The 26,768-nt window shown below is 70.6% G+C and carries 22 protein-coding genes; 11 read left to right on the top strand and 11 right to left on the bottom strand.

The window, feature by feature from the left end; all coding sequences use genetic code 11:
• Positions 1-61: 61 nt before the first annotated feature.
• The 5 genes from Psi02_RS01580 to Psi02_RS01560 all read right to left on the bottom strand — a co-directional run bounded on the left by Psi02_RS01580 (position 62) and on the right by Psi02_RS01560 (position 7,567).
• On the bottom strand, positions 62-2,146 hold the full coding sequence (locus Psi02_RS01580) for a xanthine dehydrogenase family protein molybdopterin-binding subunit (protein WP_203970987.1): 2,085 nt from the start codon (positions 2,144-2,146) through the stop codon (positions 62-64).
• A gap of 200 nt (positions 2,147-2,346) precedes the next feature.
• A complete protein-coding gene (argG, locus tag Psi02_RS01575) occupies positions 2,347-3,795 on the bottom strand; it encodes an argininosuccinate synthase (RefSeq protein ID WP_203970985.1) in 1,449 nt (482 codons plus the stop codon).
• Between the two features lie 91 nt (positions 3,796-3,886).
• Positions 3,887-5,047, bottom strand: coding sequence for an NAD-dependent formate dehydrogenase (locus tag Psi02_RS01570; RefSeq protein WP_203970983.1), 1,161 nt, complete (start codon positions 5,045-5,047; stop codon positions 3,887-3,889).
• Positions 5,048-5,149: 102 nt separating this feature from the next.
• Positions 5,150-6,118 carry a LysR family transcriptional regulator gene (locus Psi02_RS01565; RefSeq protein ID WP_373317584.1) on the bottom strand — a complete coding sequence of 323 codons (969 nt, stop codon included), beginning with the start codon at positions 6,116-6,118 and terminating at the stop codon, positions 5,150-5,152.
• A 48-nt stretch (positions 6,119-6,166) separates the two neighbouring features.
• Positions 6,167-7,567 (bottom strand): MFS transporter, encoded by a 1,401-nt coding sequence (locus Psi02_RS01560; protein ID WP_203970981.1) that lies wholly within the window; start codon positions 7,565-7,567, stop codon positions 6,167-6,169.
• Positions 7,568-7,763: 196 nt separating this feature from the next.
• Here Psi02_RS01560 and Psi02_RS01555 point away from each other — a divergent pair, with 196 nt between their 5' ends.
• Complete coding sequence (locus tag Psi02_RS01555; RefSeq protein WP_203970979.1) at positions 7,764-8,615, top strand: peptidase MA family metallohydrolase; 852 nt, start codon at positions 7,764-7,766, stop codon at positions 8,613-8,615.
• 274 nt (positions 8,616-8,889) lie between these two features.
• Positions 8,890-10,038 carry a glycosyltransferase family 4 protein gene (locus tag Psi02_RS01550; RefSeq protein WP_203970977.1) on the top strand — a complete coding sequence of 383 codons (1,149 nt, stop codon included), beginning with the start codon at positions 8,890-8,892 and terminating at the stop codon, positions 10,036-10,038.
• Between the two features lie 9 nt (positions 10,039-10,047).
• Here Psi02_RS01550 and Psi02_RS01545 read toward each other — a convergent pair whose 3' ends face one another.
• Positions 10,048-11,832, bottom strand: coding sequence for an AMP-dependent synthetase/ligase (locus Psi02_RS01545; protein ID WP_203970975.1), 1,785 nt, complete (start codon positions 11,830-11,832; stop codon positions 10,048-10,050).
• A gap of 238 nt (positions 11,833-12,070) precedes the next feature.
• Between Psi02_RS01545 and Psi02_RS01540 the strand changes: the two genes are divergently transcribed.
• From Psi02_RS01540 to Psi02_RS01510, 7 genes are all read left to right on the top strand, one after another.
• On the top strand, positions 12,071-12,838 hold the full coding sequence (locus tag Psi02_RS01540; protein ID WP_203970973.1) for a metallophosphoesterase family protein: 768 nt from the start codon (positions 12,071-12,073) through the stop codon (positions 12,836-12,838).
• A 14-nt stretch (positions 12,839-12,852) separates the two neighbouring features.
• Positions 12,853-13,290 (top strand): SRPBCC family protein, encoded by a 438-nt coding sequence (locus Psi02_RS01535; protein ID WP_203970971.1) that lies wholly within the window; start codon positions 12,853-12,855, stop codon positions 13,288-13,290.
• Positions 13,287-14,447, top strand: a complete 1,161-nt coding sequence (locus Psi02_RS01530; RefSeq protein WP_203970969.1) for an ArsA family ATPase — start codon at positions 13,287-13,289, stop codon at positions 14,445-14,447. The genes Psi02_RS01535 and Psi02_RS01530 overlap by 4 nt, the downstream gene beginning before the upstream one ends.
• Complete coding sequence (locus Psi02_RS01525) at positions 14,444-14,926, top strand: hypothetical protein (protein WP_203970967.1); 483 nt, start codon at positions 14,444-14,446, stop codon at positions 14,924-14,926. The genes Psi02_RS01530 and Psi02_RS01525 overlap by 4 nt, the downstream gene beginning before the upstream one ends.
• 160 nt (positions 14,927-15,086) lie before the next feature.
• Entirely contained in the window at positions 15,087-16,028 is a 942-nt protein-coding gene (locus Psi02_RS01520; RefSeq protein ID WP_203970965.1) for an ROK family glucokinase, read from the top strand.
• A gap of 28 nt (positions 16,029-16,056) precedes the next feature.
• On the top strand, positions 16,057-16,746 hold the full coding sequence (locus Psi02_RS01515; RefSeq protein WP_203970955.1) for an endonuclease/exonuclease/phosphatase family protein: 690 nt from the start codon (positions 16,057-16,059) through the stop codon (positions 16,744-16,746).
• A gap of 104 nt (positions 16,747-16,850) precedes the next feature.
• Complete coding sequence (locus tag Psi02_RS01510; protein ID WP_203970953.1) at positions 16,851-18,029, top strand: WD40/YVTN/BNR-like repeat-containing protein; 1,179 nt, start codon at positions 16,851-16,853, stop codon at positions 18,027-18,029.
• A gap of 27 nt (positions 18,030-18,056) precedes the next feature.
• Here Psi02_RS01510 and Psi02_RS01505 read toward each other — a convergent pair whose 3' ends face one another.
• A complete protein-coding gene (locus Psi02_RS01505; protein WP_203970951.1) occupies positions 18,057-18,521 on the bottom strand; it encodes a hypothetical protein in 465 nt (154 codons plus the stop codon).
• Positions 18,522-18,533: 12 nt separating this feature from the next.
• Entirely contained in the window at positions 18,534-19,298 is a 765-nt protein-coding gene (locus Psi02_RS01500; protein WP_203970949.1) for an alpha/beta hydrolase, read from the bottom strand.
• Between the two features lie 126 nt (positions 19,299-19,424).
• Between Psi02_RS01500 and Psi02_RS01495 the strand changes: the two genes are divergently transcribed.
• Both Psi02_RS01495 and Psi02_RS01490 read left to right on the top strand, forming a co-directional pair.
• Complete coding sequence (locus Psi02_RS01495; protein WP_203950901.1) at positions 19,425-20,123, top strand: lysophospholipid acyltransferase family protein; 699 nt, start codon at positions 19,425-19,427, stop codon at positions 20,121-20,123.
• A 69-nt stretch (positions 20,124-20,192) separates the two neighbouring features.
• Positions 20,193-21,731: an MDR family MFS transporter gene (locus Psi02_RS01490; RefSeq protein WP_203970947.1), complete on the top strand. Its 1,539-nt coding sequence runs from the start codon at positions 20,193-20,195 to the stop codon at positions 21,729-21,731.
• A 93-nt stretch (positions 21,732-21,824) separates the two neighbouring features.
• Here Psi02_RS01490 and mmuM read toward each other — a convergent pair whose 3' ends face one another.
• From mmuM to Psi02_RS01475, 3 genes are all read right to left on the bottom strand, one after another.
• Entirely contained in the window at positions 21,825-22,679 is an 855-nt protein-coding gene (gene mmuM / locus Psi02_RS01485; protein WP_203970945.1) for a homocysteine S-methyltransferase, read from the bottom strand.
• Between the two features lie 535 nt (positions 22,680-23,214).
• Positions 23,215-25,788, bottom strand: a complete 2,574-nt coding sequence (locus tag Psi02_RS01480; protein ID WP_203970943.1) for a VIT domain-containing protein — start codon at positions 25,786-25,788, stop codon at positions 23,215-23,217.
• Positions 25,785-26,681: a MerR family transcriptional regulator gene (locus tag Psi02_RS01475; protein ID WP_203970941.1), complete on the bottom strand. Its 897-nt coding sequence runs from the start codon at positions 26,679-26,681 to the stop codon at positions 25,785-25,787. The genes Psi02_RS01480 and Psi02_RS01475 overlap by 4 nt, the downstream gene beginning before the upstream one ends.
• Positions 26,682-26,768 lie beyond the last annotated feature (87 nt).

Genomic DNA, 26,768 nt, shown 5'->3' with positions numbered 1-26,768 from the left:
GCATCTCCACTGAGAGGGGCATCTCCACTGAGAAAGGTCGACCCCGAGGCGCACCGGCGGTTCAGTGCAGCAGCCGGTCGATGCGGATAGGCAGGTCGCGCACCCGGATGCCGGTGGCGTGGTGGACCGCGTTGGCGATGGCCGCGGCCGTGCCGACGATGCCGATCTCGCCGATGCCCTTGGAGCCCATCGGGTTGATCCGCGTGTCCTCCTCCTCGATCCAGTACGCCTCGACGGCGGGCACGTCGGCGCACGCCGCGATGTGGTACTGGGCGAAGTCGTGGTTGAGGTAGTCGCCGAACTCCACGTCCATCACGCTCTCCTCCATCAACGCCATGCCGATTCCCATCGTCATGCCGCCGATGAACTGCGATCTCGCCGTCTTCGGGTTGATCACCCGGCCGACGCCGAAGACGCCGAGCAGGCGGGACACCCGTACCTCACCGGTGTCCATGTCGACCTCGGCCTCGGCGAACTGCGCCCCGAAGGCGTGCCGCGAGAGCCGAGGCTGCGCCGCGATCTCGTCGGCCGTGTTGACGCGGACCTCGATCGGCCGCGTGCCGTTCCGGCGGTCGATCTCCTCCAGCAGGGCCTCGCAGGCCCGCACGACGGCCGTGCCCCAGGACGCGGTGCCCATCGACCCGCCGGCGATCGGCGCGGTGGGCAGGCGGCTGTCACCGACCTCCACGCGCACCTTCTCCAGAGGGGCGCGTAGCGCGTCGGCGGCGATCTGGGTCAGCACCGTGCGAGCGCCCGTGCCGATGTCGGCGGCGGCGACGCCCACCGTGAAACGGCCGTCGATCTCCGCACGCGCCGTGGCCTCGGACGGGCGGCGGATGGTGGGGTAGGTCGAGGCGGCCACACCGGTCCCGACCAGCCTGCGGCCGTCTCTGCGCACGCCGGGGGCAGGATCGCGGTCCGCCCACCCGAACCGCCTCGCTCCCTCGCGCAGACAGGCGACGAGATTGCGCGAGCTGAACGGCAGGCCACTCTCCGGGTCCGTCGCGGGTTCGTTGCGGATGCGCAACTCGATCGGGTCCATCCCGCAGGCGATGGCCAGTTCGTCCATCGCCGACTCCAGGGCGAACATCCCCGGGCACTCGCCGGGCGCTCGCATGAAGGTCGGGGTGGGCACGTCGAGGGCCGTCAGCCGGTGAGTCGTCCGGCGGTTGGGCGCCGCGTACATGACGCGGGTCGGGGTCGTCGTCTGCTCGGCGAACTCCCTGACGGTCGAGGTCTGCTCGAAGGCGTCGTGGATGACGGCCGTCAGCCCGCCGTCGCCGCCGGCGCCCAGGCGGACCCGCTGGATGATCGGCGTGCGGTAGCCCACCAGGGAGAACATCTGCTGCCGCGTCATGGCGACCTTCACCGCCCGGCCGCTCACCTTCGCGGCGACGGCGGCGAGGACCACCGGCGGATGCGGCGCCAGCTTGGAGCCGAAGCCGCCGCCGACGTGGGGTGCGATCACGCGCACCCGGTCGGGGGGCAGCCCGAACAGCCTGGCCAGTACGTCGCGGACCGCCGATGATCCCTGGTTGGAGTCGTACAGCGTGAGGCCGTCGTTCTCCCAGACGGCCACCGTCGCGTGCGGCTCCATCGGGTTGTTGTGCTGGGCAGGCGTGGTGTACGTCAGGTCGACGCTGACGGCGGCCTCCCGCAGCGCCGAGTCCGGGTCGCCCAGCTCGGTGTCGGTCGGGTAGTTGGGGGCCACCTTCGACGGTTTGTACATCTTGGGGTCGTCGACCCGCAGGACCACGTCGTGCCGCTCCTGCGCGTACTCGATCCGCACCTGGCCGGCCGCCTCGCGGGCCGTCTCGATCGTCTCCGCGACCACCGCCGCCACGATCTGTCCTCGGTACGCCACCGTGTTCGACTGGAACAGGGCGAGTTCGGGGTCGTCGGAAGGGCCCAGGCGGGGCGCGTTGCCGTACCAGATCACCGCGATGACGCCCGGCAGGGTGAGCGCCGCGTCGGTGTCGACGGCGACGACCGAGCCCCGGGCGATGGCCGCCTGCACCGGCACGGTGTAGGCGGTGTCGCGGTCCTGGGCGTTCTCGAACGCGTAGCGGGCCGTCCCGGTGACCTTCTCCCTCCCCTCGATCCGGGTCAAGGTCGCTCCGACCGCCTGCGTGCCCGTGAGTGTCATGGGATCACCGGTTCCGCGAGCGTGCGGACGAGAAGGGCCGTGCCTGGTTGGTGGATTCCATCCATCATGGGCGAATTTCTACCCTTGAGTGGATAATTTCCATCTATAGGGGGATATGAGCCTGTTTGACCTGAAGAGCGGCACCCGCGGGTTCGCGTGCGGGGCCGGCCGGCACCGCACGCGATCTCCGTCGTGCCCGGTCAGTCGGTGCCGGACTCCATCGCGGCGTGATCGAGCAGCTCGTCGTCGACGGGGATCTCCCCGCGGGAGGCGATCGCCTCGGCCCCGCCCTCGGGCATGGCGCCGATCAGCCCGGTCGAGGCCGCCTGCGCGACACCGATCAACGTCGGGTGCTGACTGCCGACCATGCCGAGCCCGGCGTACTGCTCCAGCTTGGCGCGAGAGTCGGCGATGTCGAGGTTGCGCATGGTCAGCTGGCCGATACGGTCGACCGGCCCGAAGGCGGAGTCCTCGACCCGTTCCATGGAGAGCTTGTCCGGGTGGTAGCTGAACGCCGGTCCCGACGTGGCCAGGACGGAGTAGTCCTCACCGCGCCGCAGGCGCAGGGTCACCTCGCCGGTGACCGCCGTCCCGACCCAGCGCTGCAGGGACTCGCGCAACATCAGCGCCTGCGGGTCCAGCCAGCGGCCTTCGTACAGCAGCCTGCCCAGTCGCCGTCCCTCGTTGTGGTAGCTGGCGAGGGTGTCCTCGTTGTGGATCGCGCTGACCAGCCGCTCGTACGACGCGTGGAGCAGCGCCATCCCCGGTGCCTCATAGATGCCCCGGCTCTTGGCCTCGATGACCCGGTTCTCGATCTGGTCGGACATGCCCATGCCGTGCCGTCCGCCGATGGCGTTGGCCTCCAGCACCAGGTCGACGGCGGAGGAGAACTCCTTGCCGTTGATCGTCACCGGTCGTCCGTACTGGAAGCCGACCGTGACGTCCTCGGCGGCCATCTCGACCGCGGGGTCCCAGAAGCGCACGCCCATGATCGGTTCCACGATCTCGATGCCCGCGTCGAGGTGCTCGAGCGCCTTGGCCTCGTGAGTCGCGCCCCAGATGTTCGCGTCGGTGGAGTAGGCCTTCTCCGTGCTGTCCCGATAGGGCAGGCCGCGGGCGAGCAGCCACTGGGACATCTCCGTGCGACCGCCGAGCTCGCTGACGAAGTCGGCGTCCAGCCACGGCTTGTAGATCCGCAGGGAGGGGTTGGCGAGCAGACCGTAACGGTAGAACCGCTCGATGTCGTTGCCCTTGAAGGTGGACCCGTCCCCCCAGATCTGCACGTCGTCCTCGAGCATCGCGCGCACCAGCAGGGTGCCCGTGACGGCCCGGCCGAGCGGGGTGGTGTTGAAGTAGGTGCGGCCGCCGGACCGGATGTGGAACGCCCCGCAGGCCAGGGCGGCGAGCCCCTCCTCCACGAGCGCCGCCCGGCAGTCGACCAGCCGGGCGATCTCCGCGCCGTACGCCGTGGCGCGCCCGGGCACCGAGGCGATGTGGGGCTCGTCGTATTGGCCGATGTCAGCGGTGTAGGTGCACGGAACCGCACCCTTCTCGCGCATCCACGCGACCGCTACCGAGGTGTCGAGGCCTCCGGAGAAGGCGATTCCGACACGTTCGCCGACAGGCAGAGAGGTGAGCACTTTGGACACGAGTAGAAGTATATACACACTAATGCATGACCATGCAATGCCTTGGATGCCCCGGTGGAGACGCCGTGTCTCCACCGGGGCGGGTCTGCCGTCAGGTACGGGTGGAGTAGGAGTGGGCTCCGACGCCGGCGAGCCCCCCGCCCTGGACGATGAGGTACTCGTCGCGGATCGGCGTCCCGTCGAACCAGGCCTCGAGGATCTCCCGCGTACCGGCCGCGTAACGGGCCTGCGCGGACAGCGACGACCCGGAGATGTGCGGGGTCATGCCGTGATGGGGCATGGTCCGCCAGGGGTGGTCGGCCGGAGCGGGCTGGGGATACCAGACGTCGCCCGCGTAGCCGGCCAGCTGCCCGCTCTCCAGGGCCCGGACGACGGAGTCGCGGTCGGCGATCTTCGCCCGGGCCGTGTTGATCAGGTACGCGCCGCGCTTCATCGTGGAGATGAGCTTGTCGTCGAACAGGCCCTCGGTCTCGGGGTGCAGCGGTGCGTTGACCGTCACCACGTCGCAGAACGGAACCATCTCCTGCGTGCTGGCATGCCAGGTCAGGTTCAGCTCCTCCTCGATCTCGCGGGGCAGCCTGTGCCGGTCGGTGTAGTGCAGGTGCACGTCGAACGGCTTCAGGCGGCGCAGTACGGCCAGGCCGATCCGCCCCGCGGCGACGGTGCCGATCTGCATGCCCTCGACGTCGTAGGAGCGGCTCACGCAGTCGGCGATGTTCCACCCACCGTCGAGCACCACCTGGTGGGACGGGATGTAGTTGCGCACCTGCGACAGGATCATCATGACGACGTGCTCGGCGACGCTGATGCTGTTGCAGTACGTGACCTCGGCGACGGTGACGCCGTGCGCGATGGCCGCGTCGAGGTCCACGTGGTCGGAGCCGATTCCGGCGGTGACGGCGAGCTTCAGCTTCGGCGCCTTCGCGATGCGCTCGGCCGTCAGATAGGCCGGCCAGAACGGCTGCGAGATCACCACGTCCGTGTCGGGCAGCTCGCGGTCGAAGACCGAGTCCGCGCCCTCCTTGTCGGAGGTGACGACCAGGGTGTGCCCGCGCTCCTCCAGGAAGCGGCGCAGGCCGAGCTCGCCCGAGACGCTGCCGAGCAGATGGCCGGGGGTGAAGTCGACGGTCTTGGGAGTCGGCAGGGTCTGGCCGCCGGGATAGGCGTCGATGACCGGCAGGTCGTCCCGGGCGTACGTGGTGGGGTAACCGTCGGTCGGGTCGTCGTACAGGACGCAGAGCACTTTCGCCATGGTGTCGACTCCTCATTGAGGACGGGGGGCAGATGCCTCCACCATCCGCGCGGGCATATCCGCACGTCAAAGCGAAAGTTCCTATCGCGAGATAGGACGCTTCTATGAGTTCTCCGTGCGTCCCTGCGGCGGTACGGCCACCGGGAGCGGCGTGAGGTGGTCGCGCAACAGCCGATCCAGGGTGTCGCGCAGGTCGAGGCCGCGGGTGACGTCCAGCAGCGCCGTGGCGAGGACCGGTTCCGGGCTCCGGTCCGCGACCACCAGCCCGACCCGTGGCGCCTGGACCGGCTGTTCCATCCGGACGACGCGCATGCCGTCAGGCACGCCGAACATGTGCAACCAGGCGTGCGCGATGACACTCGACCACCGGTGCGTGGCCACATGGGCGTACAGGGCCGAGACGGTGTCGGTCTCGATGGCGGGCACCGCCACCGCACCGGCGGTGTGGAAGATGCCGTCCAGGATGCGCCTGTTGCGCATCTCGGGGGCGAGCAGGCACAGCGGCAGCGCGGCGACCTCCGCCCAGCGGACGACGTCCCGGCCGGCCAGCGCGCCGTCGTCCGGGGTGAGCAGCAGGTAGCGCTCCTCGTACAGCGGGCTCGCGCGCACGCCGCCGAGTTCGTCGTCGTCGAGGTACGTCATCGCCACGTCGATCTCGAACTCGGTCAGCTGCCTGTTGATCTCCCGGGAGGACAACGACGACAACGAGACCCTGGCGTGCGGGTGGCGCTCGCAGAACGGCGTCGTCAGCAGCGAGGCCGCCGTCAGCGCCGTCGGTATCGCGCCCATGCGCAGCGTGCCCGACAGGCTCTCGCGCATCATGGACAGGTCGTCCCGCAGCCCGTCGCACTCGGCGAGGATGCGGTGGGCCCACAGCAGGACGCGGTCGCCTTCGGGGGTGAGCCCGGCGAACCGCCTGCCCCGCCGTACGAGAGGCACGCCGAGTTCGCGCTCGAGCTTGCGGATGGCGGCCGACAACGACGGCTGCGAGACATGGCAGGCGGCGGCGGCACGGGCGAAGTGCCGCTCCCTCGCCAGGGCGACCAGATATTCCAACTGGCGCAACAACACGCCACAGGATCGCCTGTCCGCCGCCGCCGCGTCTAGGTCATTCCGTACTCAGTGCCGATCCGCCGCCGCGGTGCGGGGGAGTAGCGGCAGGCACAGGCCGCACAGGACGATCACGCCCAGTACGGCGAGCAGGACGGTGAACACGCCGGCACGCATGCCGTGGGCGGCGCCGACGGCGAGAAAGATCGTCGATACGCCCGCCGCGCCGACGGCGTTGGACAGTTGCTGGACGGCGTTGAGCGTCCCGCTGGCGCTGCCGGACTGCTCCGCGCCGACGTCGCCGAGTGCGACGGCGAAGATCGAACCGAAGCAGCAGCCCATTCCGAGTCCGCACAGGAACAGCGGCGCGGTCAGCGGCCAGATCGATCGCCCGTCCGCGCCGACAAGGGTCAGGTAGCAGAGCACTCCCGCGCCGATCAGGGCGAGGCCTGCCGCCACCACCCGGCGGCCGTGCCTCGCGATGAGCCCTCGTGCCGAGAACGAGGCGATGATGATGCCGACGGACAGGGGCGCCATCGTCTCCGCGGTCTGCGACGGCGCCAGCCCCCGGCCGTCCTGCAGATACAGGGAGGTGACGTAGAGCAGCCCCGCGACGACCGCGGAGAACAGCGCGCCGAGCAGGACACCCGTGACGAAGCCCCGGTCGCGGAACAGCGAGGGGGCGAGCAGCGGGTCGTCGCTGCGAAGCTGGTGCAGGGTGAACAGGGCCAGCCCCGCGACGCCCAGGATGAGCGCGAGCACCGGTTGCGCGTCCCATCCGTGGCCCGCGCTCTGGACGAGGCCACCGAGCACGCCGAGGACTCCCAGCATCAGCAGGACGGACGCCAGCGGATCGATCACCGCCGCCCGGCGTCCCGGGTCGCGAGGCAGGACCCGTGCGCCGGCGAGGAACACGGCGATACCTAGCACGGCGTTGGCGACGAAGACGCCCCGCCAGCCGAGCCCGAGCGGGTCCGCCTGGATCAGCAGGCCGGCGACGACCGGGCCGCTGATCGAGCCCACGGCCATGAGCGGGCCGAAGAGGCCGAAGACGCGGCCGAGTTCCGCACGGGGGAAGGCGCGAAGCAGGATGCTGAAGCCCTGCGGGATCAGCAGGGCGCCGAACACGCCCTGCAGGAGACGTGCGGCCACGATGGACGCCGGATTCCAGGCGAGCGCGCACAGCAGCGAGGCGGCGGCGAACCCCGCACCGCCGATGAGGAACGACCTGCGGTAGCCGTACCTGTCGCCGATCCTGCCTCCGATCACCAGGACGGAGCCGAGCGTCAGGGAGTACGCCGACCCCAGCCAGGGCGTCAGAGACTGCGGAGCGTGCAGGTCGCGCAGGATGGAGGGCACGACGATGTTGGTGACCGTCGTGCTCAGCAGATCGAGGACGTCCGCGACCAGGATGACGGTGAAGATCCACCACCTGAGGGAGGTGCGGACAAAGGTGCCGATTTCGGGCATGGCGAAGAACTCTCTTATGACGAGAGACTTGACGCCACCGATCGCGGTGACGTCGTGCCGGCCGGAAATCCCGACACGAGACCACGCCGAACGTGGCTCGCCGCACCTTACGGATCAAGGGTACCGGGCCGGACGGCCGTCTCGTCCGCCGCGGGACGGCGGTGAACCCTCAGGCAGGGGCAATACCATGCTCGGCATGCGTGCTCACGCACGGTCGAGGACGGCACTCGTGCCGGCGGCCGTCCTGGTGGCGTTCGCCGTGGCGGGGCCGACGTCCGCCGCGGCGCCCGACACCCTGTTGCCGACGGCGCGGGCGATCGTGCGGGAACATCCCGGCATGTGGGCGCAGGCGGTCGTGGCCAGGGGAGAGCGCACCATCGTCATCGGCCGCTCGGCGCGGCAGGCCGCCGAGATCGCCGCGGTCGCCGACCGGGCCGGCCGTACGGTCGCGAGGGTCTGGGGGCCGGTCGACGCGGTCGTGCTGGTGCCCGCGACGGAGGCGCAGGCCGCGGAGCTGGCGGCGCCCGCGCACGTCGAGGGATTCGCGGCGTTCGCGGGGGTGGGCCGCGTCATCGTCGACCCGTCCGGCTTCGGGCGGCTCAGCCGGACCGGCCGTCAGGTGGTGCTCACTCACGAACTCACCCATGTCGCTACAGGTGCGGCGCTCACGGGAGACATGCCGGCCTGGCTGGTGGAGGGTTTCGCCGACTACGTCGGATATCTGGACGCCGGCCTGCCCGTGCGCACCGTCGCGGCCGAGCTCGCCGAGGAGGTGCGTGCCGGGACTCCGCCGCGCGAGCTGCCCGGGCGCGCCGAGTTCCAGTCCGGGTCGGTACGGCTCGCGCAGGCGTACGAGGAGGCGTGGCTGATGTGCCGCTACATCGCCGAGCGGTTCGGCGAACCCGAGCTGGTGGGCCTGTACCGTGCCTCCCTGCGGTCCGGTGTCACGGCGGCCCTCAGGGACACGCTGGGCATGACCCTTCCCGGCCTGACCGAGGGGTGGCGGGATTATGTGGTGCGGCAGCTCGGTCCTGTGGCCGGCTCGTGAGCGCGCGGTCGCGGCGTGCCCGGCCCGGATGCGTGCGTGATCACGTGAGGGGTTCGCCCTGATGGGCGGGCCGCCCGCCGAACCCGCGCATGATCGCGTCGCGGGTTCGCCCAGGTGGGCGGGTGTGCTGCCGAAAGTGTGCATGATCACGCGACGTGTTCGCGCAGGTGGATGGGGGGATTCCCGAATCCGTGCATGATCACGCGAGAGGAAAGGGCCGGTCAGAGGTGGCAATCCCGAATGTGTGCATGATCACGGGGAAGGGGAGGTGGCGATGGGGAGGACACTGATCGTCACCAATGACTTTCCGCCGCGGGCCGGGGGGATCCAGGCGTTCGTCCATGGGCTCGCCTCGCGGCGGCCGGCGGACTCCGTGGTCGTCTACGCGCCCAAGTGGAGGGGATCGGACTCCTTCGACCGGCGGCAGCCGTACGAGGTGGTCAGGCATCCGGGAACCCTCATGCTTCCCACGCCCGGCGTCGCCCGGAGGGCGGCGGAGCTGGCCAAGGGCTGCGACACCGTGGTCTTCGGCGCCGCGGCCCCCCTGGGGATGCTCGCGCCCGGCCTGCGCTCGGCCGGTGTGGGCCGGGTCGTGATGCTCACCCACGGGCACGAGGCGTCGTGGGCCCGGCTGCCCGTCGCCCGTGACATGCTCCGCCGCATCGGCCAGGGCGCCGACGTGGTGACCTACCTCGGCGACTACACGCGGCGCAGGCTCGCATCGGTGATCCCGGAGTCCAAGCTGGTGAGGCTGGCGCCCGGAGTGGACACCTCGGCCTTCCATCCGGGCGCGGGCGGCGCCGGCGTCCGCAAGTCGCTGGGCCTGGAGGACAGGCCGGTGGTCGTGTGCGTCTCCCGCCTGGTGCCGCGCAAGGGCCAGGACATGCTGATCCGGTCCTGGCCGCGGGTGTTGCGCGAGGTCCCCGACGCCGTGCTGCTCCTGGTCGGCGGCGGCCCGTCCCGCAACGCGCTCGAACGGGCGGCGGCCGGCCACGTCGCGAGGGGTTCGGTCGTGTTCACCGGGTCGGTGCCGTGGGCGACGCTTCCCGCGCACTACGACGCGGGCGACGTGTTCGCCATGCCGTGCCGCACCCGCCTGGCCGGGCTCGACATCGAAGGCCTCGGCATCGTCTATCTGGAGGCGTCGGCCAGCGGGCTCCCCGTCGTCGCGGGCTCGTCGGGCGGCGCCCCGGACGCCGTACGGCACGGCGAGACGGGCCTGGTCGTCGACGGCACGTCTGAGGCGGAGATCGCCGGAGCCCTGACCGGTCTGCTGTCCGACCCGGCCCGTGCCCGCGCGATGGGGGAGCGGGGCCGGGCCTGGATCGAGGGGGAGTGGGGCTGGGACCGGGTCGCCGCCCGCTTCTCCGGCATCCTCACGGCGACCGCGACGGGAACGGAGCCCGCCGCGGAGTGGCGGTGAAGGCGGGGCTCAGCCGTAGAGCTCGTCGACCTGCTTGGCGTAGTCGCGCATCACGAGCGCACGCTTGACCTTCAGCGACGGCGTGAGGTGGCCGGTCTCCTCGGTCAGGTCGTTCTCGAGAATGACGAACTTCTTGATCTGCTCGGCCTTGGACACCATGCGGTTGGCGACGTCCACGGCGCCCTGCACCTCGGCCAGAAGGGCCGGGTCGGCCGTCGAGACCTCGGCCTTGCCGTTGGCCTGCTTCCACTGCTCCATCGCCTCGGGATCGAGCGTGATGAGCGCGGCGATGAACGGCCGGTCGTCGCCGACCACCATGACCTGGCTGATCAGCCGGTGCGCGCGGATGGCGTCCTCGAGCGGCGCGGGGGCGACGTTCTTGCCGCCCGCGGTCACGAGGATCTCCTTCTTGCGGCCGGTGATCCTCAGGTAGCCGTCGCCGTCGATCTCGCCCACGTCACCGGTGTGGAACCAGCCCTCGGGGTCGATGGCCTCCTTGGTGGCGCGCTCGTTGTTCCAGTAGCCGTCGAAGACGTGGCGTCCCTTGACGAGGACCTCGCCGTCGTCGCCGATCCTGATGCTCACACCGGGGAACGGCTTGCCGACCGTCCCGATCTTGTTGGCGCCCGGGATGTTGACCGTCGACGGAGCGCTCGTCTCGGTGAGGCCCCAGCCCTCGAGCACCTCGATGCCGACGCCGCGGAAGAAGTGCCCGAGCCGCTCGCCGAGAGCCGACCCGCCGGAGACCGCCGTGTTCAGGGCTCCACCGGTCGCCGCGCGCAGCTTGCCGTACACGAGCTTGTCGAACACCGCGTGCCTGGCCCGGACGCCGAACCCCGCGCCGCCCGCGCTCTCCGCGCGGCTCCAGTCGATGGCGGCGCGCACGGCGGCGTGGAAGATCTTGCCCTTGCCGTCGGCCACGGCCTTCTGCTCGGCGGCGTTGTAGACCTTCTCGAACACGCGGGGCACGCCGAGCAGGAACGTGGGCTTGAACCCCTGCAGGTCGGGGGCGACGTTCTTCATGTTGGGGGTGTGCGCGAGGACCGTGCCGGTCTCGATCAGCACCACCTCGATGATCCGGGCGAAACTGTGGGCGAGGGGCAGGAACAGCAGCGCCGCCCGGTCGTCCACGTCGAACATCGCCTCCAGGGGGCCGCGGGAGACGTTGCGCGCGGTGAAGAGCAGGTTGTCGTGCGTGATCCGGCAGCCCTTCGGCATGCCCGTGGTGCCGGACGTGTAGATAATCGTGGCGAGGTCGTGGCCGCCCCTGCTCGCCCGCCGCTCGGCGAGGACGTCGTCGGTGACGCCGGACCCGAGCGTCTTCAGCTCGTCGAGTCCGCCGTCGTCGATCCGCCAGACCAGCGGGAACTCCGGCAGGGCCTCCCGCACCGTCTCCTCGTGGCCCTTCAGTTCGACGACGACGGCCTTGGCGCCGCTGTCGGACAGGATCCACTTCACCTGGTCGGGGGAGGAGGTCTCGTAGATCGGCACGCCGACGGCGCCGGCCGCCCAGATGGCGTAGTCGGTGACGGTCCACTCGTAGCGGGTCCGGGACATGAGGCCGACCCGGTCGCCGGACTCCACACCGGCGGCGATCAGGCCCTTGGCGACCGCGGCCACGTCGGCGCGGAACCCGGCGGCCGTGATCGGGTTCCAGGGGGAGTCCGCAGCGGTGCCGTCCTTGCGGCGGATCACGACGGTTGCAGGCTCGTCCACCGCGCGCTGGAACACCACATCGGTGCAGTTCGCGGACGGGGGCACGTCCACCAGCACGGGAACACTGAACTCGCGCACGGTCACTCCTCTGTCACGCACCGGCGGTCTCCGCGAGGCCGGAACGGCGTCGCGGACGTCATCCCTGAGATCTCCCCGGACGTTACCGCGCAAAGTTACGGACCGGTAGATCCGTCATATAGGCGTTATCCCGGGTCAAGCGCACGCTACCAGTGTCAGTCAGACGGGGTGGAGACAATCGTCTGACCGGCGGTCAAGCGCTTGGTAGGGCGCCGGGAAGCGGTACTACGATGTCGCCATGCGGGTACATGTCGTCAGCGACGTCCACGGCCGGGTCGACGCTCTGGCCCGCGCGGGAGACGGGGCCGACGCGCTCGTCTGCCTGGGCGACCTGATCCTCTTCGTCGACTACCAGGACCACTCCCAGGGGATCTTCGCCGACCTCTTCGGCCCGGAGAAGGCCACCGAGTTCATCGGCCTGCGCACGGCCGGCCGGTTCGACGCCGCCAGGGCCATGTCGGCCGAGTTGTGGTCCGCCCTCGGCGGCGACCCGCGCGGGCACATCGAGTCGGCGGTCCGGCGGCAGTACGAGCAGATCTTCGCCGCGATGCCCGAGCCCGCGTTCCTCACCTATGGCAACGTCGACCTGCCGCTCCTCTGGAAGGACTACCTCCGGTCGGGCCACCAGGTGCTCGACGGCGCGAAGGTCGAGATCGGCGGCCTGACCTTCGGCTTCGTGGGCGGCGGCCTGCGCACGCGCTACCGCACGCCGTACGAGATCGACGACGAGGACTACGCGCGGAAGGTGGAGGCGGTCGGCCAGGTCGACGTGTTGTGCTGCCACATCCCGCCGGCCGTCCCGGAGTTGTTGTACGACGTGGTGGCGCGCCGCTTCGAGCGGGGCAGCGAGGCCACGCTCGAGGCGATCAGGGCCACCCAGCCCAAATACGCCCTGTTCGGGCACGTCCACCAGCCCCTGGTGAGCAGGACGCGCATCGGCAGGACCGAGTGCGTCAACGTCGGCCATTTCCGCGGCCGTGGCACGCCTTTCGCCCTGGAATGGTGAAGTACGGTTAGCCCATGGCTGATCGCACCACCTCCAGTGTCACCATCCGCGCCGACCGATCGGCGATCATGGCCGTGATCGCGGACTTCCCCGCCTACCCCGAGTGGGCGGGCCAGGTGAAGACGGCGGACATCCTGGAGGTCGGGGAGGACGGCAGGCCGTCCAAGGTCCGGTTCGTCATCGACGCCGGCGTGATCAGCGACCAGTACGTCCTGGCCTACGACTGGCTCGACGACACGGTCGTCAGCTGGGAGATCGCGGAAGCGGGCCGGATGCTCTCCCGCCTGAGCGGCAGCTACCGCCTCGCCGACGCGGGCGACGGCGCCGAGGTGACGTACGAGCTGGCCGTGGAGCTCAAGGTCCCCATGATCGGCATGATCAAGCGCAAGGCGGAGAAGGTCCTCGTCGACACGGCGCTGAACGGGCTCAAGAAGCGCGTCGAGAGCCTATGAGGATCCTCCTCTTCACGGGGAAGGGGGGTGTCGGCAAGACCACCGTCGCCGCCGCCACCGCGACCCTCGCCGCGGCGCGCGGCCTGAAGACGCTGGTCGTGTCGACCGACACGGCCCATTCGCTGGCCGACGCCCTCGCCGTCACCCCGTCAGAGGAGCCCGCCGAGGCCGCTCCCGGCCTCTTCCTCCAGCAGGTCGACACGCAGAAGTCGCTCGAACGCCACTGGGGCGAGCTGCGGGACTACATCAGGAACCTGTTCGGCGAGCTCGGACTCGACGAGATCACCTCCGAGGAGATCACGGTCCTGCCCGGGGCAGAGGAGATCATCGCCCTGCTCGAACTGCGCGAGCAGGCGCGCACGGGCACGTGGGACGTCATCGTGGTCGACTGCGCGCCGACGGCGGAGACGCTGCGACTGCTCGCCCTACCAGAGGCGTTCGACTGGCACGTCAACCGCCTTCTCCCGGTCGGCCGGCGCGTGCTCAAAGCGGTCTCCCCGATGTTGCGGCACGTCGCGAAGGTGAGCGTGCCACAGGGAGAGGTCATCTCGGCGGGGGAGCGCCTGCACCGCGCCCTGCTGGACATCCGCGAGTTGCTGACCGGCGGCGACGCCTCCGTCCGGCTCGTGCTCACCCCCGAGGCGGTCGTGGTCGCCGAGGCCCGCCGCACGCTGACCTCGCTCAGCCTGTACGGCTACCGCGTCGACACCGTGATCGCCAACCGGGTCTTCCCCGCCGAAGGCGCCGACGAGTGGCGCAAGGGGTGGGTGGAGGCGCAGGCCAGGCAGCTCACCGAGGTGCACGAGTCGTTCGCGCCGCTGCCGGTCCGCACCGTGCCGTACCTCGCGGCGGAGCCGGTCGGCCCCGCCGCCCTCGCGGAGGTCGCCGAGGAGCTGTACGGCTCCGCCGACCCGTTCGCCCGGCCCGACGCCGAGCCGCCGCTGCGCCTGACGGCCGACGAACTGGTGCTCGACCTGCCGCTCGCCGACAAGGCCGACGTCGACCTGGCCCGCAAGGGCGACGAGCTGATCGTCACGGCCGGCCCCTACCGGCGCGTGATCGCCCTGCCTTTGGCCCTCGCTCGCCGGGGTATCTCCTCCGCGACGCTCTCCGACGGCCGCCTCCGGGTACGGTTCGAGGCAGGAGGGGCGAAATGACAGATGGCAAGGACGGCAGCGGCGCCGACAGCGGTGGCGGCCGGCGGCAGGACCCGCTCGGCTCGGCCGCGGAAGAGGCGATGAAGCTGCTCGACGCGCTTCAGCAGCGCATGGGCCGCGAGTTCGGCAAGGGCGTCGTGAAGGGCGGCGCCAACGGGTTCGGGATCAGCTTCGGCGGCGACAAGCGGGACCGGGAGCACGACGTGTGGGGCGAGGCGGTGTCGGAGCCGCACGGCGATGAGTACATCTGCCGCGCCTGCCCGGTGTGCCGGGTGATCGCCGCACGGAAGGAGTCGGGCGGCGACGTCGCCGACCACCTGATCGCGGCGGGCGGAGAGCTGTTCGCGGCGGTACGGCAGGCGTTCGACGCGCTGCAGCGGCCGTCGTCCGGGTCGTCCTCGGCGTCGCCGGGGTCGTCTTCCGGGTCGCCGGGCCCCCGGCAAGGGGAGCCCCGAGTGGAACACATCGACCTCGGCTGATTGGATCGGCTCGATCAGATTTGACCGGGCGTGGCTTCGGTCGGTTCCGGCGGTGCGGTCTCGTGGCGAGGACAGTCCTCGCGCGGGCCCGCACGGTGTCTCCAAGGCCCGTGCCGGTCCGTGCCGTGAGCCGGACGCCTGAGGGCGAGAGGAAGACACCATGGCGCTGACCATCGGCGTGGACGTAGGCGGCACCAAGATCGCTTCTGGAGTCGTGGACGACGACGGGCGGATCCTCGAGCGGAGCCTCAGGCACACTCCGGCGGACAACCCGGAGAAGGTCGCCGTGACGATCGCCGACGCGGTGTCGGAACTGGCCGCACGGCACGAGGTCGAGGCCGTCGGCGTGGGCGCCGCCGGATTCGTGGACGAGACGCGCTCGATCGTCAGGTTCGCGCCCAACCTCGCCTGGCGCGAGGAGCCGCTGCAGAAGAAGGTCAGCGAGCTCGTCGGCCTGCCCGTCGTGGTCGAGAACGACGCCAACGCCATGGCCTGGGGCGAGTACCGCTTCGGCGCGGGCCGCGATGAGACCCACGTGGTCTGCGTCACCGTCGGCACCGGCATCGGCGGCGGCGCCGTCTTCGGCGGCGACCTCTACCGCGGGCGCTGGGGAATGGGCGCCGAGTGGGGTCACATGCAGGTGATCCCCGACGGGCGGGCCTGCGGCTGCGGCCACCGCGGCTGCTGGGAGAAGTACGCCAGCGGGAGCTCCCTGCTCATCGACGCCCGGGCGAGCGCGGAGGCCGACCCCTCGTCGGCCGTCCACCTGCTCGAGCTGGCCGGTTCCGTCGACGTCCTGCGGGGCGAGCACGTGACGGAGGCGGCCAGGAAGGGCGATCGGGCGGCCCTGGACGCGTTCGACTCGCTCGCCGCATGGCTCGCGCAGGGACTGGCCGACCTGGCCGCGATCCTCGACCCCGGGCGGTACATCATCGGCGGGGGCGTCTCCGCCGCCGCCGACCTGTTCATGGACAAGGTCCGCGCGGCCTACGCCGAACGGCTGACCGGCCGCGGGCACCGTCCCCTCGCCGAGATCCGGGTGGCCGAGCTCGGCCCCTCGGCGGGACTGGTCGGCGCCGCGGACCTGGCCAGGCAGCGCTGACCTCCGCCCGGGCCCGCGCGCATCCGACATGCTGAGAGTCGCCGCCTACAACATCCGGTCGCTGCGTGACGACCGCCACGCACTGGTCCGCGTCGTCCGGGCGATCAGGCCCGACGTGTTGTGCCTGCAGGAGGCCCCGCGGGGACCCGCCTGGAGGCGCAGACGGGAGGCGCTCGCCCACGACGCCGGGATGACCGTCGCCGCGGGCGGCCGGGTCGGAGGGGTGTCCGTCCTCGCCGGCCCCGATGTGCGGGTCGTCCGCGGGCAGGGGGACCGGCTGCGCTGGATCCCCGGCCTGGAGTGGCGGGCGCTGGCCCTCGCGGTCGTCGAGAAGCAGGGCGCCCGGTTCGCCGTCGGGTCGGCCCACCTCGATCTCGTCCCCAGAGCCAGGCTCAGGCACGCCGCGCAGATCGTCGAGATCCTGGACGACGCGGCGCGGACGTCCGGCGCGAGAGCCGTACTGGCCGTGGACGTGAACGAGCGGCCGGGCCAGCCGGTGTGGACGTATCTGGCGGACCGGTACGCCGACGCCCACACCAGGTCGCCGCGGGGGGAGGGCCGGACGTTTCCGGCGCGGAACCCCACCATGCGCATCGACGCGATCTTCGTGGATCCCGGGCTGGCCGTCCTCGCCTGCGGCGGCGCGGAGGCCGCCCGGCAGGATCTGTGTGACGCCAGTGACCACCTCCCCGTGGTCGCCGACATCGCCCCTGCTTAGAGGCATCCGGAGACCCTCCGCGCAGGTCGCGCCCCCGCATCGCTTCGGGTGCGGAATCGTGACCTCTTGGCCGACGCGCTCCCCGGCCCCCGTACGATCAATTCATGACCCGCCGCCCGGTACGGCGTGCGGTACCGATGTGTGTGCTGTTCGTCGGACTCATGGCCGGCTATCTCCTGCGCGCCACATCGGTGGCCCACGCGCTCGCAGACCCGGGCCGCCAGAAGGCGGACCGGAAGACGGCTCAGCCGGAGGTCGCCCAGGGCGCCTCATCGGCCAGGTTGCAGCCCGACGGATCGTTGTCCGACGTGGCCGGATCATCTCCCAGCAACATCTGGGCCGTCGGCCAGCAGAGCGTCTGGGACATCTGGATGAACCGCGGTGTGATCACGCACTGGAACGGCACCTCGTGGACCGAAGTGGGGATCAAGGGGGACACGACGGGAGCGGGCCACCTGCGCTCGGTCGCGGTGTCCTCGACCGACGAGGTCTGGGCGGTCGGCGAAGGCCACGACGGCCTGCCGTACGTGGCGAAGGGTTCGCGCGACGGGTTCGACCGCGTCAGCGTGCCGCAGTTCCGCGCGGGCGACTGGCTGGGCGGCGTGACGGCCTCGGCCGGCCGGGTCGTCGCGGTGGGCACCAGGGACGACCGGACCTTCATGGCCGCGACCAGCGGGTCGCCCAAGGGCGCCACGTGGACCACGGCACTGGGTCCGCAAGGCGTCCTGTACGGCGTGGCGGTCACCGGCAAGTCCGACGGCTGGGCCGTGGGAGACGACGGGAGGCAACCGCTGATCATGCGGTTGTCCGGCACCGGGTGGAAGAGCGTGCACCTGCCCTCCATCAAGGGCGGCTTCCTCCGGGACGTGTACGTGGACGACCGCAAGCACGCGATCGCCGTCGGCGGCGTCTTCCGGAGCAGCGGCAAGATCGCCCCATTGGTCCTGCGATGGGATGGGAAGCACTGGACCCGGAACGACCCCCCGGTGAAGCAGGCCGAGTTGTACGGCGTGACCGGCGACGGCGACGGCACCTACTGGGTGTCGGGATACGACCCGGGCCATGGGGCCGAGGGTTTCCTGCTCCGATACGACGGATCCAAGTGGACGACGATACGGGGCCGTGCGGCGGCGGACGACCGGACGGTACGGCTCCAGGCCGTCGCCCACGTCGCGGGTCTCACCATGGCGGTCGGCCACGTGCTCGACGCCGACGACCACTACACCGATCTCATCGAGCGGTTCGGGCCCCCGGATGGACAGGAGGGGTCCGCCGCCGGGTGACCCGCGCCCGCAGTCGACGGCGTCCGCTCAGATGACGGCGCCGTCGTCCCAGCCGGAGTCGGGAGGCGGGCCGTCGCCCATGCGGACCACCAGCGTCACGAACCCGCCGATGAACGCGGCCACGGCGGTGAAGACGATCCAGCCCTCCATGGGCCAGTCCAGCAGGGCGGCGAGTAACAGGTAGGCCGGTCCGCCGAACAGCGCCACCCAGGAGAGCCTGCTGAGGGCGTCGCCATGGGGGAGCGGCGGCGGAGGCGGAGGCACGTAGTGACCCTCGTCGTCGGCGCGCTCCACGGAGCCTTCCGGCTCCTCGTCGGCCTCGTCCTGAGGCTCGTCTCCGGGCTCGCGCGCGTCGTCGTCCTCGGGGCCGGCCTCGACGGCGACGTTCTCGCGGTCAGGCCATGGCTGATCGGCCGAGGCGTCCTCGGCCTTTTCGTTGAATGAGGCGACGATCTGACGCCAGACCTCGTCCTCGTCACTTTGCGGCGTCACTTCGATCCCGGGTCACAAGTCCTTCGTCAAGGGTACAGAGGCGTGAGAGCGGATGAAGTCGAGGCTACCCTCGAAGATCGCGGTTGCGTCGTTGTCGAGGGTTGCGACGTGATAGCTGTCGAGAAGTTCTCTGATCTCAAGGTTGTCCCCCATCCTGGCTCTGAGGAACGCCGTACTCGCGGGTTTGACAACATGGTCATCCCGGCTGTGGAAGACCAGCACCGGCTGGGTGATCTTGTCGAGGTCGGTCTGGACGAGCTTCCACAGCCGCGGAAGCGTGGCGGCCGCCCTGACGGGGGTTCTGGCGTAGCCGAGTTCGGTCACGCCGTCCATCTTGATGTCACCCGCGACGCCGGGCACCGACGGCAACATCCACTTCAGCACCGGAGCGAGCCGCAGGATGGGTGTGTCGTTCACGATGGACGGGTTCACCGCCACGACTCCCTGGACGGCGGCGCCGTGGATCTCGGCCAGGCGCAGCGCCATGCAGCCGCCGAGCGACAACCCCATGACGAAGGTCTCGGAGCAGCGTCCGCGCAGGTCCGCGAGGGCCTTGTCCAGTGAGGCGTACCAGTCCTCCCACCGGGTTCTGCTCATCTCCTGCCACGTGGTGCCGTGACCGGGCAGCCGGGGGAGTGAAACGGTGAGACCGGCGCGCGCGAGATGCTCGCCCCACGGGCGCAGCGACTGAGGGGACCCGGTGAACCCGTGACACAGCAGGACGCCGACCGTCCCGCCGTCGTGGTGGTACGGCTCCGCGCCCGGGAGCACTGGCATGGATACCTCCGCGTAGCAGGGCCGAAAACCCGGCTGTTTCGCCCGATAGTCGCATGTAAGTCGTCGTTAGTGCGAGAGGGTGAGCCGTGCGAAGATGACTTCACGTCCGACCGAGGAGGTGCCTGAGTGTTCTACTGGGTATTGAAGGCCATCCTCTGGCCGATCCTCCACTTCATGTTCCGCCCGTGGGCGGAAGGTGTGGACAATGTGCCCAAGGAGGGGCCGGTCATCCTCGCGGGCAACCATCTGTCGTTCGCCGACCACTTCTTCGGCGCGCTGCCGCTGCCGCGTAAGGTCATCTCGCTCGGGAAGGCCGAGTACTTCACCGGCCGCGGCCTCAAGGGCATGTTCAGCAGGTTGTTCTTCTCCGGCGTCGGCACCGTTCCGATCGACCGGTCGGGCGGCAAGGCCAGTGAGGCCGCCCTGCGCACGGGTCTTCGCATCCTGAAGGACGAGCAGGTGCTCGGCATCTACCCCGAGGGCACCCGCTCACCGGACGGCCGGCTGTACAAGGGCAAGACCGGGGTGGCGCGTCTCGCGCTGGAGTCCCGCGCCCCCGTGATCCCCTGGGCGATGGTCAACACGTTCGAGATGATGCCGCCGGGCCATCCTCTGCCCAAGCTCGGCATCCGCCCCGGCGTGCGGTACGGCAAGCCGCTGGACTTCTCCCGCTATTACGGCATGGAGAACGACCGCCTCGTCCTCCGGGCGGTCACCGACGAGATCATGTACGCCCTCATGGAACTGGGCGCGCAGGAGTACGTCGACAAGTACGCGACGAGTGCCAAGGTCGAGATGTTGCGGGCCGCACGGGAGAATTCCTAGCGGAAAACCGTCAGGGTGAGGGAGTAGCGTGACCTAGGTCACCCCTCGTACCCCAGAACGGAAAGCCGCATGAGCGTTCGCGAGGAACAGGAAACCGTCTCCGGATACCTTCCGCACCGGCAGATCATGATCGTGCTCACCGGTGTGGCGGCCGGAATGTTGCTCGCCGCGCTCGACCAGAGCATCGTCGGCACGGCCCTGCCGCGCATCGTCTCCGAGCTCGGAGGGCTGGACAAGCTCTCCTGGGTGGTCACGGCCTACCTGCTGACCTCGACCGCCGCGACTCCGCTCTGGGGCAAGATCTCCGACCTGTACGGCAGGCGCGTCATCTTCCAGGCGGCCATCGGCATCTTCCTCGTCGGCTCGGCGCTGGCCGGGCTGAGCCAGAACATCGGTCAGCTCATCACGTTCCGCGCGATCCAGGGGCTGGGCGGCGGCGGGCTGATGGCGCTGGCGTTCAGCATCATCGGTGACGTCATCCCGCCCCGGGAGCGCGGCCGCTACCAGGGATACTTCGGCGCGGTGTTCGGGACGTCGAGCGTCGCGGGGCCTCTGCTCGGCGGCTTCTTCACCGACGGTCCCGGCTGGCGGTGGATCTTCTGGATCAACCTGCCGGTCGGCGTGATCTCGCTGATCGTGACCTCGGTCGCGCTGAAGATCCCCGTGGTGCGCCGCCCCCACAAGATCGACTACTTGGGTGCCTCGATCATCGTCGCAGGCGTCTCCTGCCTGCTGCTCTACCTCGACTGGGCGGGCAGCGAGTTCGGCTGGTTGGCGCCGGGGTCGCTCGCGCTCATCGCGGGGTTCGTCGCGCTCGCGGCGCTGTTCGTGCTCGTCGAGTTGCGGGCAGCCGAGCCGATCATCCCCATGCGGCTGTTCCGCAACGGGATCTACAGCGTGGGCAACGCCTACACCTTCCTCGCCGGTCTCGCCATGTTCGGCGGGCTGATCTTCCTGCCGGTCTACCTGCAGGCCGTCCAGGGCATGTCGCCCACCATGTCGGGGCTGGCGTTGCTGCCGGCCGTCTTCGGCATCTTCTCCACGGCGATGACCTCGGGGCAGCTGATGTCCAGGACGGGCCGGTACAAGATCTACCCGATCATCGGGGCGATCGTGCTCATCGTGGCGCTGGCGTTGTTGTCCACCATCCGCGTGGGCACGCCGTACTGGCAGGTCGCGATCTACGCCTATCTGTTCGGCGCGGGCCTCGGCTTCACCATGCAGACGATCGTCACCGCGGTCCAGAACGCGGTCGACCGCGCGGACATGGGTACCGCGACCAGTTCGACCACGTTCTTCCGGATGATGGGCGCGGCCATCGGCACCGCGATCATGGGCTCGGTCCTCACGACCCGGCTCACGCACTACCTCGCCGTGGAGTTCGGCGGGCGGGCTCCCGCGGGCGGGGTGGACTACAACAACGTCCAGGCCATCCAGCAACTGCCGCCACCCGTCAAGGAGCACGTGCTGGTGGCGTTCACGAGCGCGATCGACGATGTGTTCCTGGTCAGCATTCCGTTCGTGGCCTTCGCCCTGGTGGTGGGGTTCTTCCTCAAGGAGATCCCGCTGGCGAGCCGGGGGGACGAGCCCGTCGCCATGGGCGGCTGACGGACTCCTTTCGGGCCGGTTCGCGGTTCGGGCCAGTCCGTAGTCGGGCCGGTTCGCGGGTTCGGGCCGGTCCGCTTTCCGGCCACGGGGCTTTCAGGCGAGGTGTGACCTGATCTCGCGGATGTGCGCCGGGGTGGTCCGGCAGCAACCGCCGATGTGCGTGGCACCCAGCGCGTGCCATTCGGCCGCCGCCTCGCCGTACTCGATGGGGTCGGTGAGACCCGTCCAGCGCTGCGCCGCGGCGTCCCACGTCTCGCCGGAGTTGGGGTAGACGACCGTCGCCCCCTGGCTGATGAGGCTGGGGATGAACCGTGGCGCGGTGCAGTTCACGCCGACGGCGGTCACATTGGACAGGTCCTCGAACAACGCTGCGGAGTCCTTGAAGGCCGTCCCGTCACTGATGTGTTCGCCGTCGCGGCAGGAGAAGCTCACCCACGCCTGCACGGACGGCGTCTCACGCAGCAGCACCGCCAGGGCCCGGGCCTCGTGGAACGAGGGAATGGTCTCGCAGGCCAGCACGTCGGCGCCTGACGTGGCGAGGATCTCGAACCGATCCCTGTGCCAGTCGAGGAGGCCGCCCTCGTCCAGGTCGTAGTCTCCGGTGTACTCGGCGCCGTTGGCCAGGTACGCGCCGTACGGTCCGACGCTGGCGGCGACCATGCCGTGTCCCGCGGCGTCCCGGGCCTGCACGGCCAGCGTCACCGACAGTCTGATGAGGTCACGGGCCTGGCCGGGCGTCAGGCCATGCCGGACGAACCCCGGGATGCTGGCCTGATAACTGGCGGTCGTCGCCACGTCGGCGCCGGCCGTGAAGTAGTCGAGATGTGCCCGGCGGATCACGTCGGGATCCTCCATCAGCAACTTCGCCGACCACAACTCGTCGCTCAGATCGCAGCCGAGTGCCTCCAGGTGGGTGGCAAGACCGCCGTCGAGAACCAGGGAACTCACTCAACAACCCTATGCGTTCTCCGTGCATGGGGCTTAAAGGGCTCATTAACCGCGTACTACGCCGTCGTTCACGCGTCCCCGCAGGCGGACGTGATGATCGACCCGACACAGGAGGTGTGCGGGAGCCTCGGCGACCCGTTTCCACCCCACCATCCGATGTCATCCGCCTACCAGAACCGAGCTGATCCGCCCTCCGGATCCCCGCGATCGGCCTGCCTGATCCGACGTCGATCGGGCTTGTCGGATCCCCAGTGATCTGTCTGGCGGATCCGGGCTGACCGGCGGGCGCCGGGCACCGGGCGTCGGCCCGCCCGGTGCCCGGTTCGGAGCAGCGCCCCGATGAATCGCCTGGTTAAGCGACCGGTGGAGGGCCCGGTGACGTGCCCGGGCTCGACCGCTTCGATCACTCGCAGATCAGCCGCGGAGCCCAGTCATGGAGTCCAGCCGGGCATCAGCCGCGGAGTCCAGCCATGGAGTTCAGCCGGCCATCAGCCGCTGTCCAGCCGGGCGTCAGCCGCGGAGTCCGGCCTGGGCGTCAGCCGCGCTTCCAGAAGTCTCTGCGGCGCGTCCCCTGCTGCTCAGGCCCCTGGGCTGCGGACCCATGCGAGCCAGGGGGCGTTGATTCAGGCCCAGCTGAGCCGGAGCCCGTCGTGATCGCGGTCAGGACGTCGACAGCTCGGTGCCAGAGCGCGTCCAGGTTCGCCGACGCCCTTTCGGCGGTTTCGAGCTCTGCGGCCAGGGCGGCCAGGTCCGGCTGACCGCCGACCATCTGGTCGATCACCTTGAGACGGCTGGCCAGATCCGCGAGGTAGCGCCGTCTGTCCCGCTCCGGCAGGGACTCCGCCGAACGGAGCCGGACAAGCTCCTCTGACAACAGGGGGCGTACACCGTCGAGGTCGGTCTCCGGGGCTCTCCCGCGCGGCTGCGGCATGCGCGCACTCACCGAGAAGCCGCGTCCGCCGGGGCTTCGGGGAACGACCGGCGGGACGGCCTCGCGCGGGGCACCGGCTACCGCAGGGTCGGTGTACGCACCGGAAGGCGGTGGGAATGCTCGGCTCTCGGGCAGGCGACGTGCCTCGTCAGCCGTCCAGGCGATGGACTCGGTCGTGCTGAAGGCGGCCATCTTCGCCATCGGAGCGCCGGAAGCCATCAGCGGTGCTGCGGCGACAGGCGCGTCCCAGCCGCTGGGCATCTCGACAGGCTGGATCACGCGGTGTTCCGGCCCGCCCTCGGCGACGACCCGCGTGTCCACGGCGACGAAGGCGGTGAACCTGCAGAGCACGCCGAAGGTGAGCGATGTGTCGATGATCCGTTGCTCGAGTGAACGGTCGCCGGACAGATACCGGTCCTCCAGGCGCCTCAAATACGCCCGCGCCCACAGCGAACGCGCGGCGGTGTCCTGCACGACCTGGCCGGTGACGCCTGTCTCCCACGGCTTGCCGTCCGAGGTGAGCCCGCGCACGGCCACGGCTCCGGACGGCGCCCCCCGATAGCGCCCCGAGACGGAGAGCGGCACGCCCGGGTAGAGGCTGCCCACGTGGGTGACGGTCTCCGCGATGATGTCGAGTCCTTCCGGCTTCACCGCGATGTCGGTCACGAGCGGAGACCCGATCCTGCGGTGGATGTGCTCCATCGCCTCATCGAGGCGATCCTCAGACTCGACCAGCTCGCACCGGCCCGATCCGAGCAGGGCCAGCCTGCCGAGGAATCCGGCGTTCACCGCCTGGTCGATGCCGACCGTGTGGACCCGGATGCCGCTGATCCGTGCCGCGGTCCGTTCCAGAATCTGGTCCTCGTTGCCCACCTGCCCGTCGGTGACGAGCACGAGCACGCGGTCTCGGGCACCGTCGGCCGCGGCCTCGCCGGGTCCGGCCGGCTCCCCGTCGCGCCCGGCCGAGGCGCGGTCGCCGGACGCCGTGGTGGGACCGCCCTCGGCGGACTCGGAGAGCAGGCGAAGCGCCTCCTCCATGGGGGCGAGGATCTCGGTGCCGCCCCGTGCGTCCAGCCTCGCGAGATGCTCCACCGCCCGATAGCGGTTGCGGTCGGTGGCCCCGACGAGCCCGTCGGGGAAGGCGTGCTCGATCACCGAGTCGAAGGACAGGACGGCGAACCGGTCGCGCGTGGTGAGCGTGTCGACGATCCGGGCGGCGGCCCGCCGGGCGGCGACCATCTTCCACCCGGTCATGCTGCCCGACCGGTCGAGAAGGAGCACCACGTCGCGTGCGGCCGATGCGGCCACGGTGTCTGAAGGCGGAATCACGCTGAGCGTGAACGTCCCTTCACCGCCGGATCCGGCAGGGTTCTCGTCCGGCGCCAGAGCCAGTGATGCCGAGGCCTCGAACGGCAGCCGGAGGATGAAGTCCCGATCGAGACGCTCACCGGGCCGGAGGCTGATCGTGTCACCCTCCTGGGAGACCTCGTGCAGGCTGGAGCGGATCTCCCGCAGGTCGAGACCCGCCCCGTCGATGGTCGCCGTCAGCGAGAGCCGTACGGGATCGGGGAACCCGGGGAGCAGCACGGGAGGGGTGATCCGCGACGCGTCAGGCACGGCATCGGTGTCCGGGACCACGCCGGCGCCCGCCGGCGGTCCCCCCAACGGGGCGCCGGGGATGTACCGGGGGGCCACCACCAGGGGGAAGCGGAACTCGGCCGCGCCGTCCTCGTAGGGGAGCGGCTGACTGAGGCTGAGCCGTACCTTGACGTGCTCTCCGGGCACGATGTTGCCCACCCGGATGGTGAAGACGTCGGGACGGTCCTCCTCCGCGATGGCCGCCCGCCTGCCCTCCGCCATGGCGCGGTCGTAGTCCGCGCGCGCCTGGCCGCGCTCCTTGAGCACGCCCTCGATCACCCGGTCGTCGGCCTCCATCCGGAACGCGGTGACGGCGGCTCTCGGCGGCAACGGGAAGACGTACGTCGCCTCGAGCGACACGTCGAACGGGTTGCGGAATCCCTGGACCACCTCGACTCCGGCCACGAGTCCGGTGATGTGCGCCGCGACGTCGAGGCTCTCGAGCGGCAGGTTCCCCCTTCCTGTTTCGAGCGCTCCCAGCCCGGCGTCCGGAGCGGGACGGCATTCCTCTGGCCTCAGCGGCGTGATGGGAACGGTCATGGCGTCATCCCTTCAGGGTGGTCGGACCGGTCCGTGAGCCCGAGCCTGGCCAGCATGGACAGCAGTGGTTCTGCGGCCTGGCGCAGTGCCCGCGCCTCGGCGGAGGTGACGGGCCGGCCCGCGGCTTCCACCGTCACGGTCACGCCGGGCGCGAGCCGCACGCCGTAGACGACGTCGGCGGGCGCCGGTTCGAACGAGACCGCGCGGTCCGACGTGTGGCGGACCACGTCGGCGCCGGTCGTGAGCGGTTCGGCCGCGCCCCCGAAGACCACGCTCTGGTCAGGTGCCGGACCCCGTCGCGGCGACGCGGCGGCGGGTGCGGGCGGCGACACCGCGGGGGAGCCGGAGGTGCGTGCGGGCGGTGGCACGGCGGGGGAGCCGGAGGTGGGTGCGGACAGCGGCGCGCCCGCGGGTGCGGGAGCGGGTGGCGGAGTTCGAACGGGGAGGGTCGGGGGAGCGGGCGCCGGCCGCGTCCAGAACCGCTCGCGGCCCGGGTCGTCCTCGCCGGTGACCGTGACGCCGGAGTGGTTCGTGGAACCGTCCGCGGGCGCGCCGACGTCCGTCGGTCCCCAGACGTCCGGCAGGCCGGAAAGGTGAGCCGCCTGCAGGAGCATGGCGTCGGTCGCGCCGGTCAGCTCGGCCTGGATGGCGGCGATCGACAGTCCGTCCGCCTGCCGGCGCTTGACGGCGACGAGCTGGAGCAGGTGACGCCGCCCGTAGAGGGCGACCCTGCCCCGGCGGGCGAGGGGCGGATCGAGCAGGCCGATCGTCGTGTACCACCGGATGAGGCGTTCGTTGGGCACCTCGCGGACCCGGCCGTTGACAGGGCCGGCCGAGTCGAGCAGGCTCGCCGCCCGCTCCGCCAGCTCGCTGATGGTCCAGGTCTCTCGCATGGCCTCAGAATGACACTGTCACGATGACACTGTCAATATGGATCACCACTCCAACCGCCATCAGATCGCGCGGAGGGGACCGCCTGC

The organism is Planotetraspora silvatica, from assembly GCF_016863315.1.
In the GTDB taxonomy this organism is placed as follows: Bacteria; Actinomycetota; Actinomycetes; order Streptosporangiales; family Streptosporangiaceae; genus Planotetraspora; species Planotetraspora silvatica.
The sequence above is the reverse complement of the archived record's forward strand: the minus strand, read 5'-3'. Positions and strand labels throughout refer to the sequence as shown.

Excerpts from the sequence above, each read along its gene's own strand:
- Psi02_RS01510 (WP_203970953.1), top strand. The coding sequence starts at position 16,851 with ATGACCCGCCGCCCGGTACGGCGTGCGGTACCGATGTGTGTGCTGTTC.
- Psi02_RS01535 (WP_203970971.1), top strand. The coding sequence starts at position 12,853 with ATGGCTGATCGCACCACCTCCAGTGTCACCATCCGCGCCGACCGATCG.
- Psi02_RS01480 (WP_203970943.1), bottom strand. The coding sequence starts at position 25,788 with ATGACCGTTCCCATCACGCCGCTGAGGCCAGAGGAATGCCGTCCCGCT.
- Psi02_RS01525 (WP_203970967.1), top strand. The coding sequence starts at position 14,444 with ATGACAGATGGCAAGGACGGCAGCGGCGCCGACAGCGGTGGCGGCCGG.
- Psi02_RS01500 (WP_203970949.1), bottom strand. The coding sequence starts at position 19,298 with ATGCCAGTGCTCCCGGGCGCGGAGCCGTACCACCACGACGGCGGGACG.
- Psi02_RS01520 (WP_203970965.1), top strand. The coding sequence starts at position 15,087 with ATGGCGCTGACCATCGGCGTGGACGTAGGCGGCACCAAGATCGCTTCT.
- Psi02_RS01530 (WP_203970969.1), top strand. The coding sequence starts at position 13,287 with ATGAGGATCCTCCTCTTCACGGGGAAGGGGGGTGTCGGCAAGACCACC.
- Psi02_RS01580 (WP_203970987.1), bottom strand. The coding sequence starts at position 2,146 with ATGACACTCACGGGCACGCAGGCGGTCGGAGCGACCTTGACCCGGATC.
- Psi02_RS01475 (WP_203970941.1), bottom strand. The coding sequence starts at position 26,681 with ATGCGAGAGACCTGGACCATCAGCGAGCTGGCGGAGCGGGCGGCGAGC.
- Psi02_RS01560 (WP_203970981.1), bottom strand. The coding sequence starts at position 7,567 with ATGCCCGAAATCGGCACCTTTGTCCGCACCTCCCTCAGGTGGTGGATC.
- Psi02_RS01540 (WP_203970973.1), top strand. The coding sequence starts at position 12,071 with ATGCGGGTACATGTCGTCAGCGACGTCCACGGCCGGGTCGACGCTCTG.
- Psi02_RS01550 (WP_203970977.1), top strand. The coding sequence starts at position 8,890 with ATGGGGAGGACACTGATCGTCACCAATGACTTTCCGCCGCGGGCCGGG.
- Psi02_RS01515 (WP_203970955.1), top strand. The coding sequence starts at position 16,057 with ATGCTGAGAGTCGCCGCCTACAACATCCGGTCGCTGCGTGACGACCGC.
- Psi02_RS01555 (WP_203970979.1), top strand. The coding sequence starts at position 7,764 with ATGCGTGCTCACGCACGGTCGAGGACGGCACTCGTGCCGGCGGCCGTC.
- Psi02_RS01570 (WP_203970983.1), bottom strand. The coding sequence starts at position 5,047 with ATGGCGAAAGTGCTCTGCGTCCTGTACGACGACCCGACCGACGGTTAC.
- Psi02_RS01490 (WP_203970947.1), top strand. The coding sequence starts at position 20,193 with ATGAGCGTTCGCGAGGAACAGGAAACCGTCTCCGGATACCTTCCGCAC.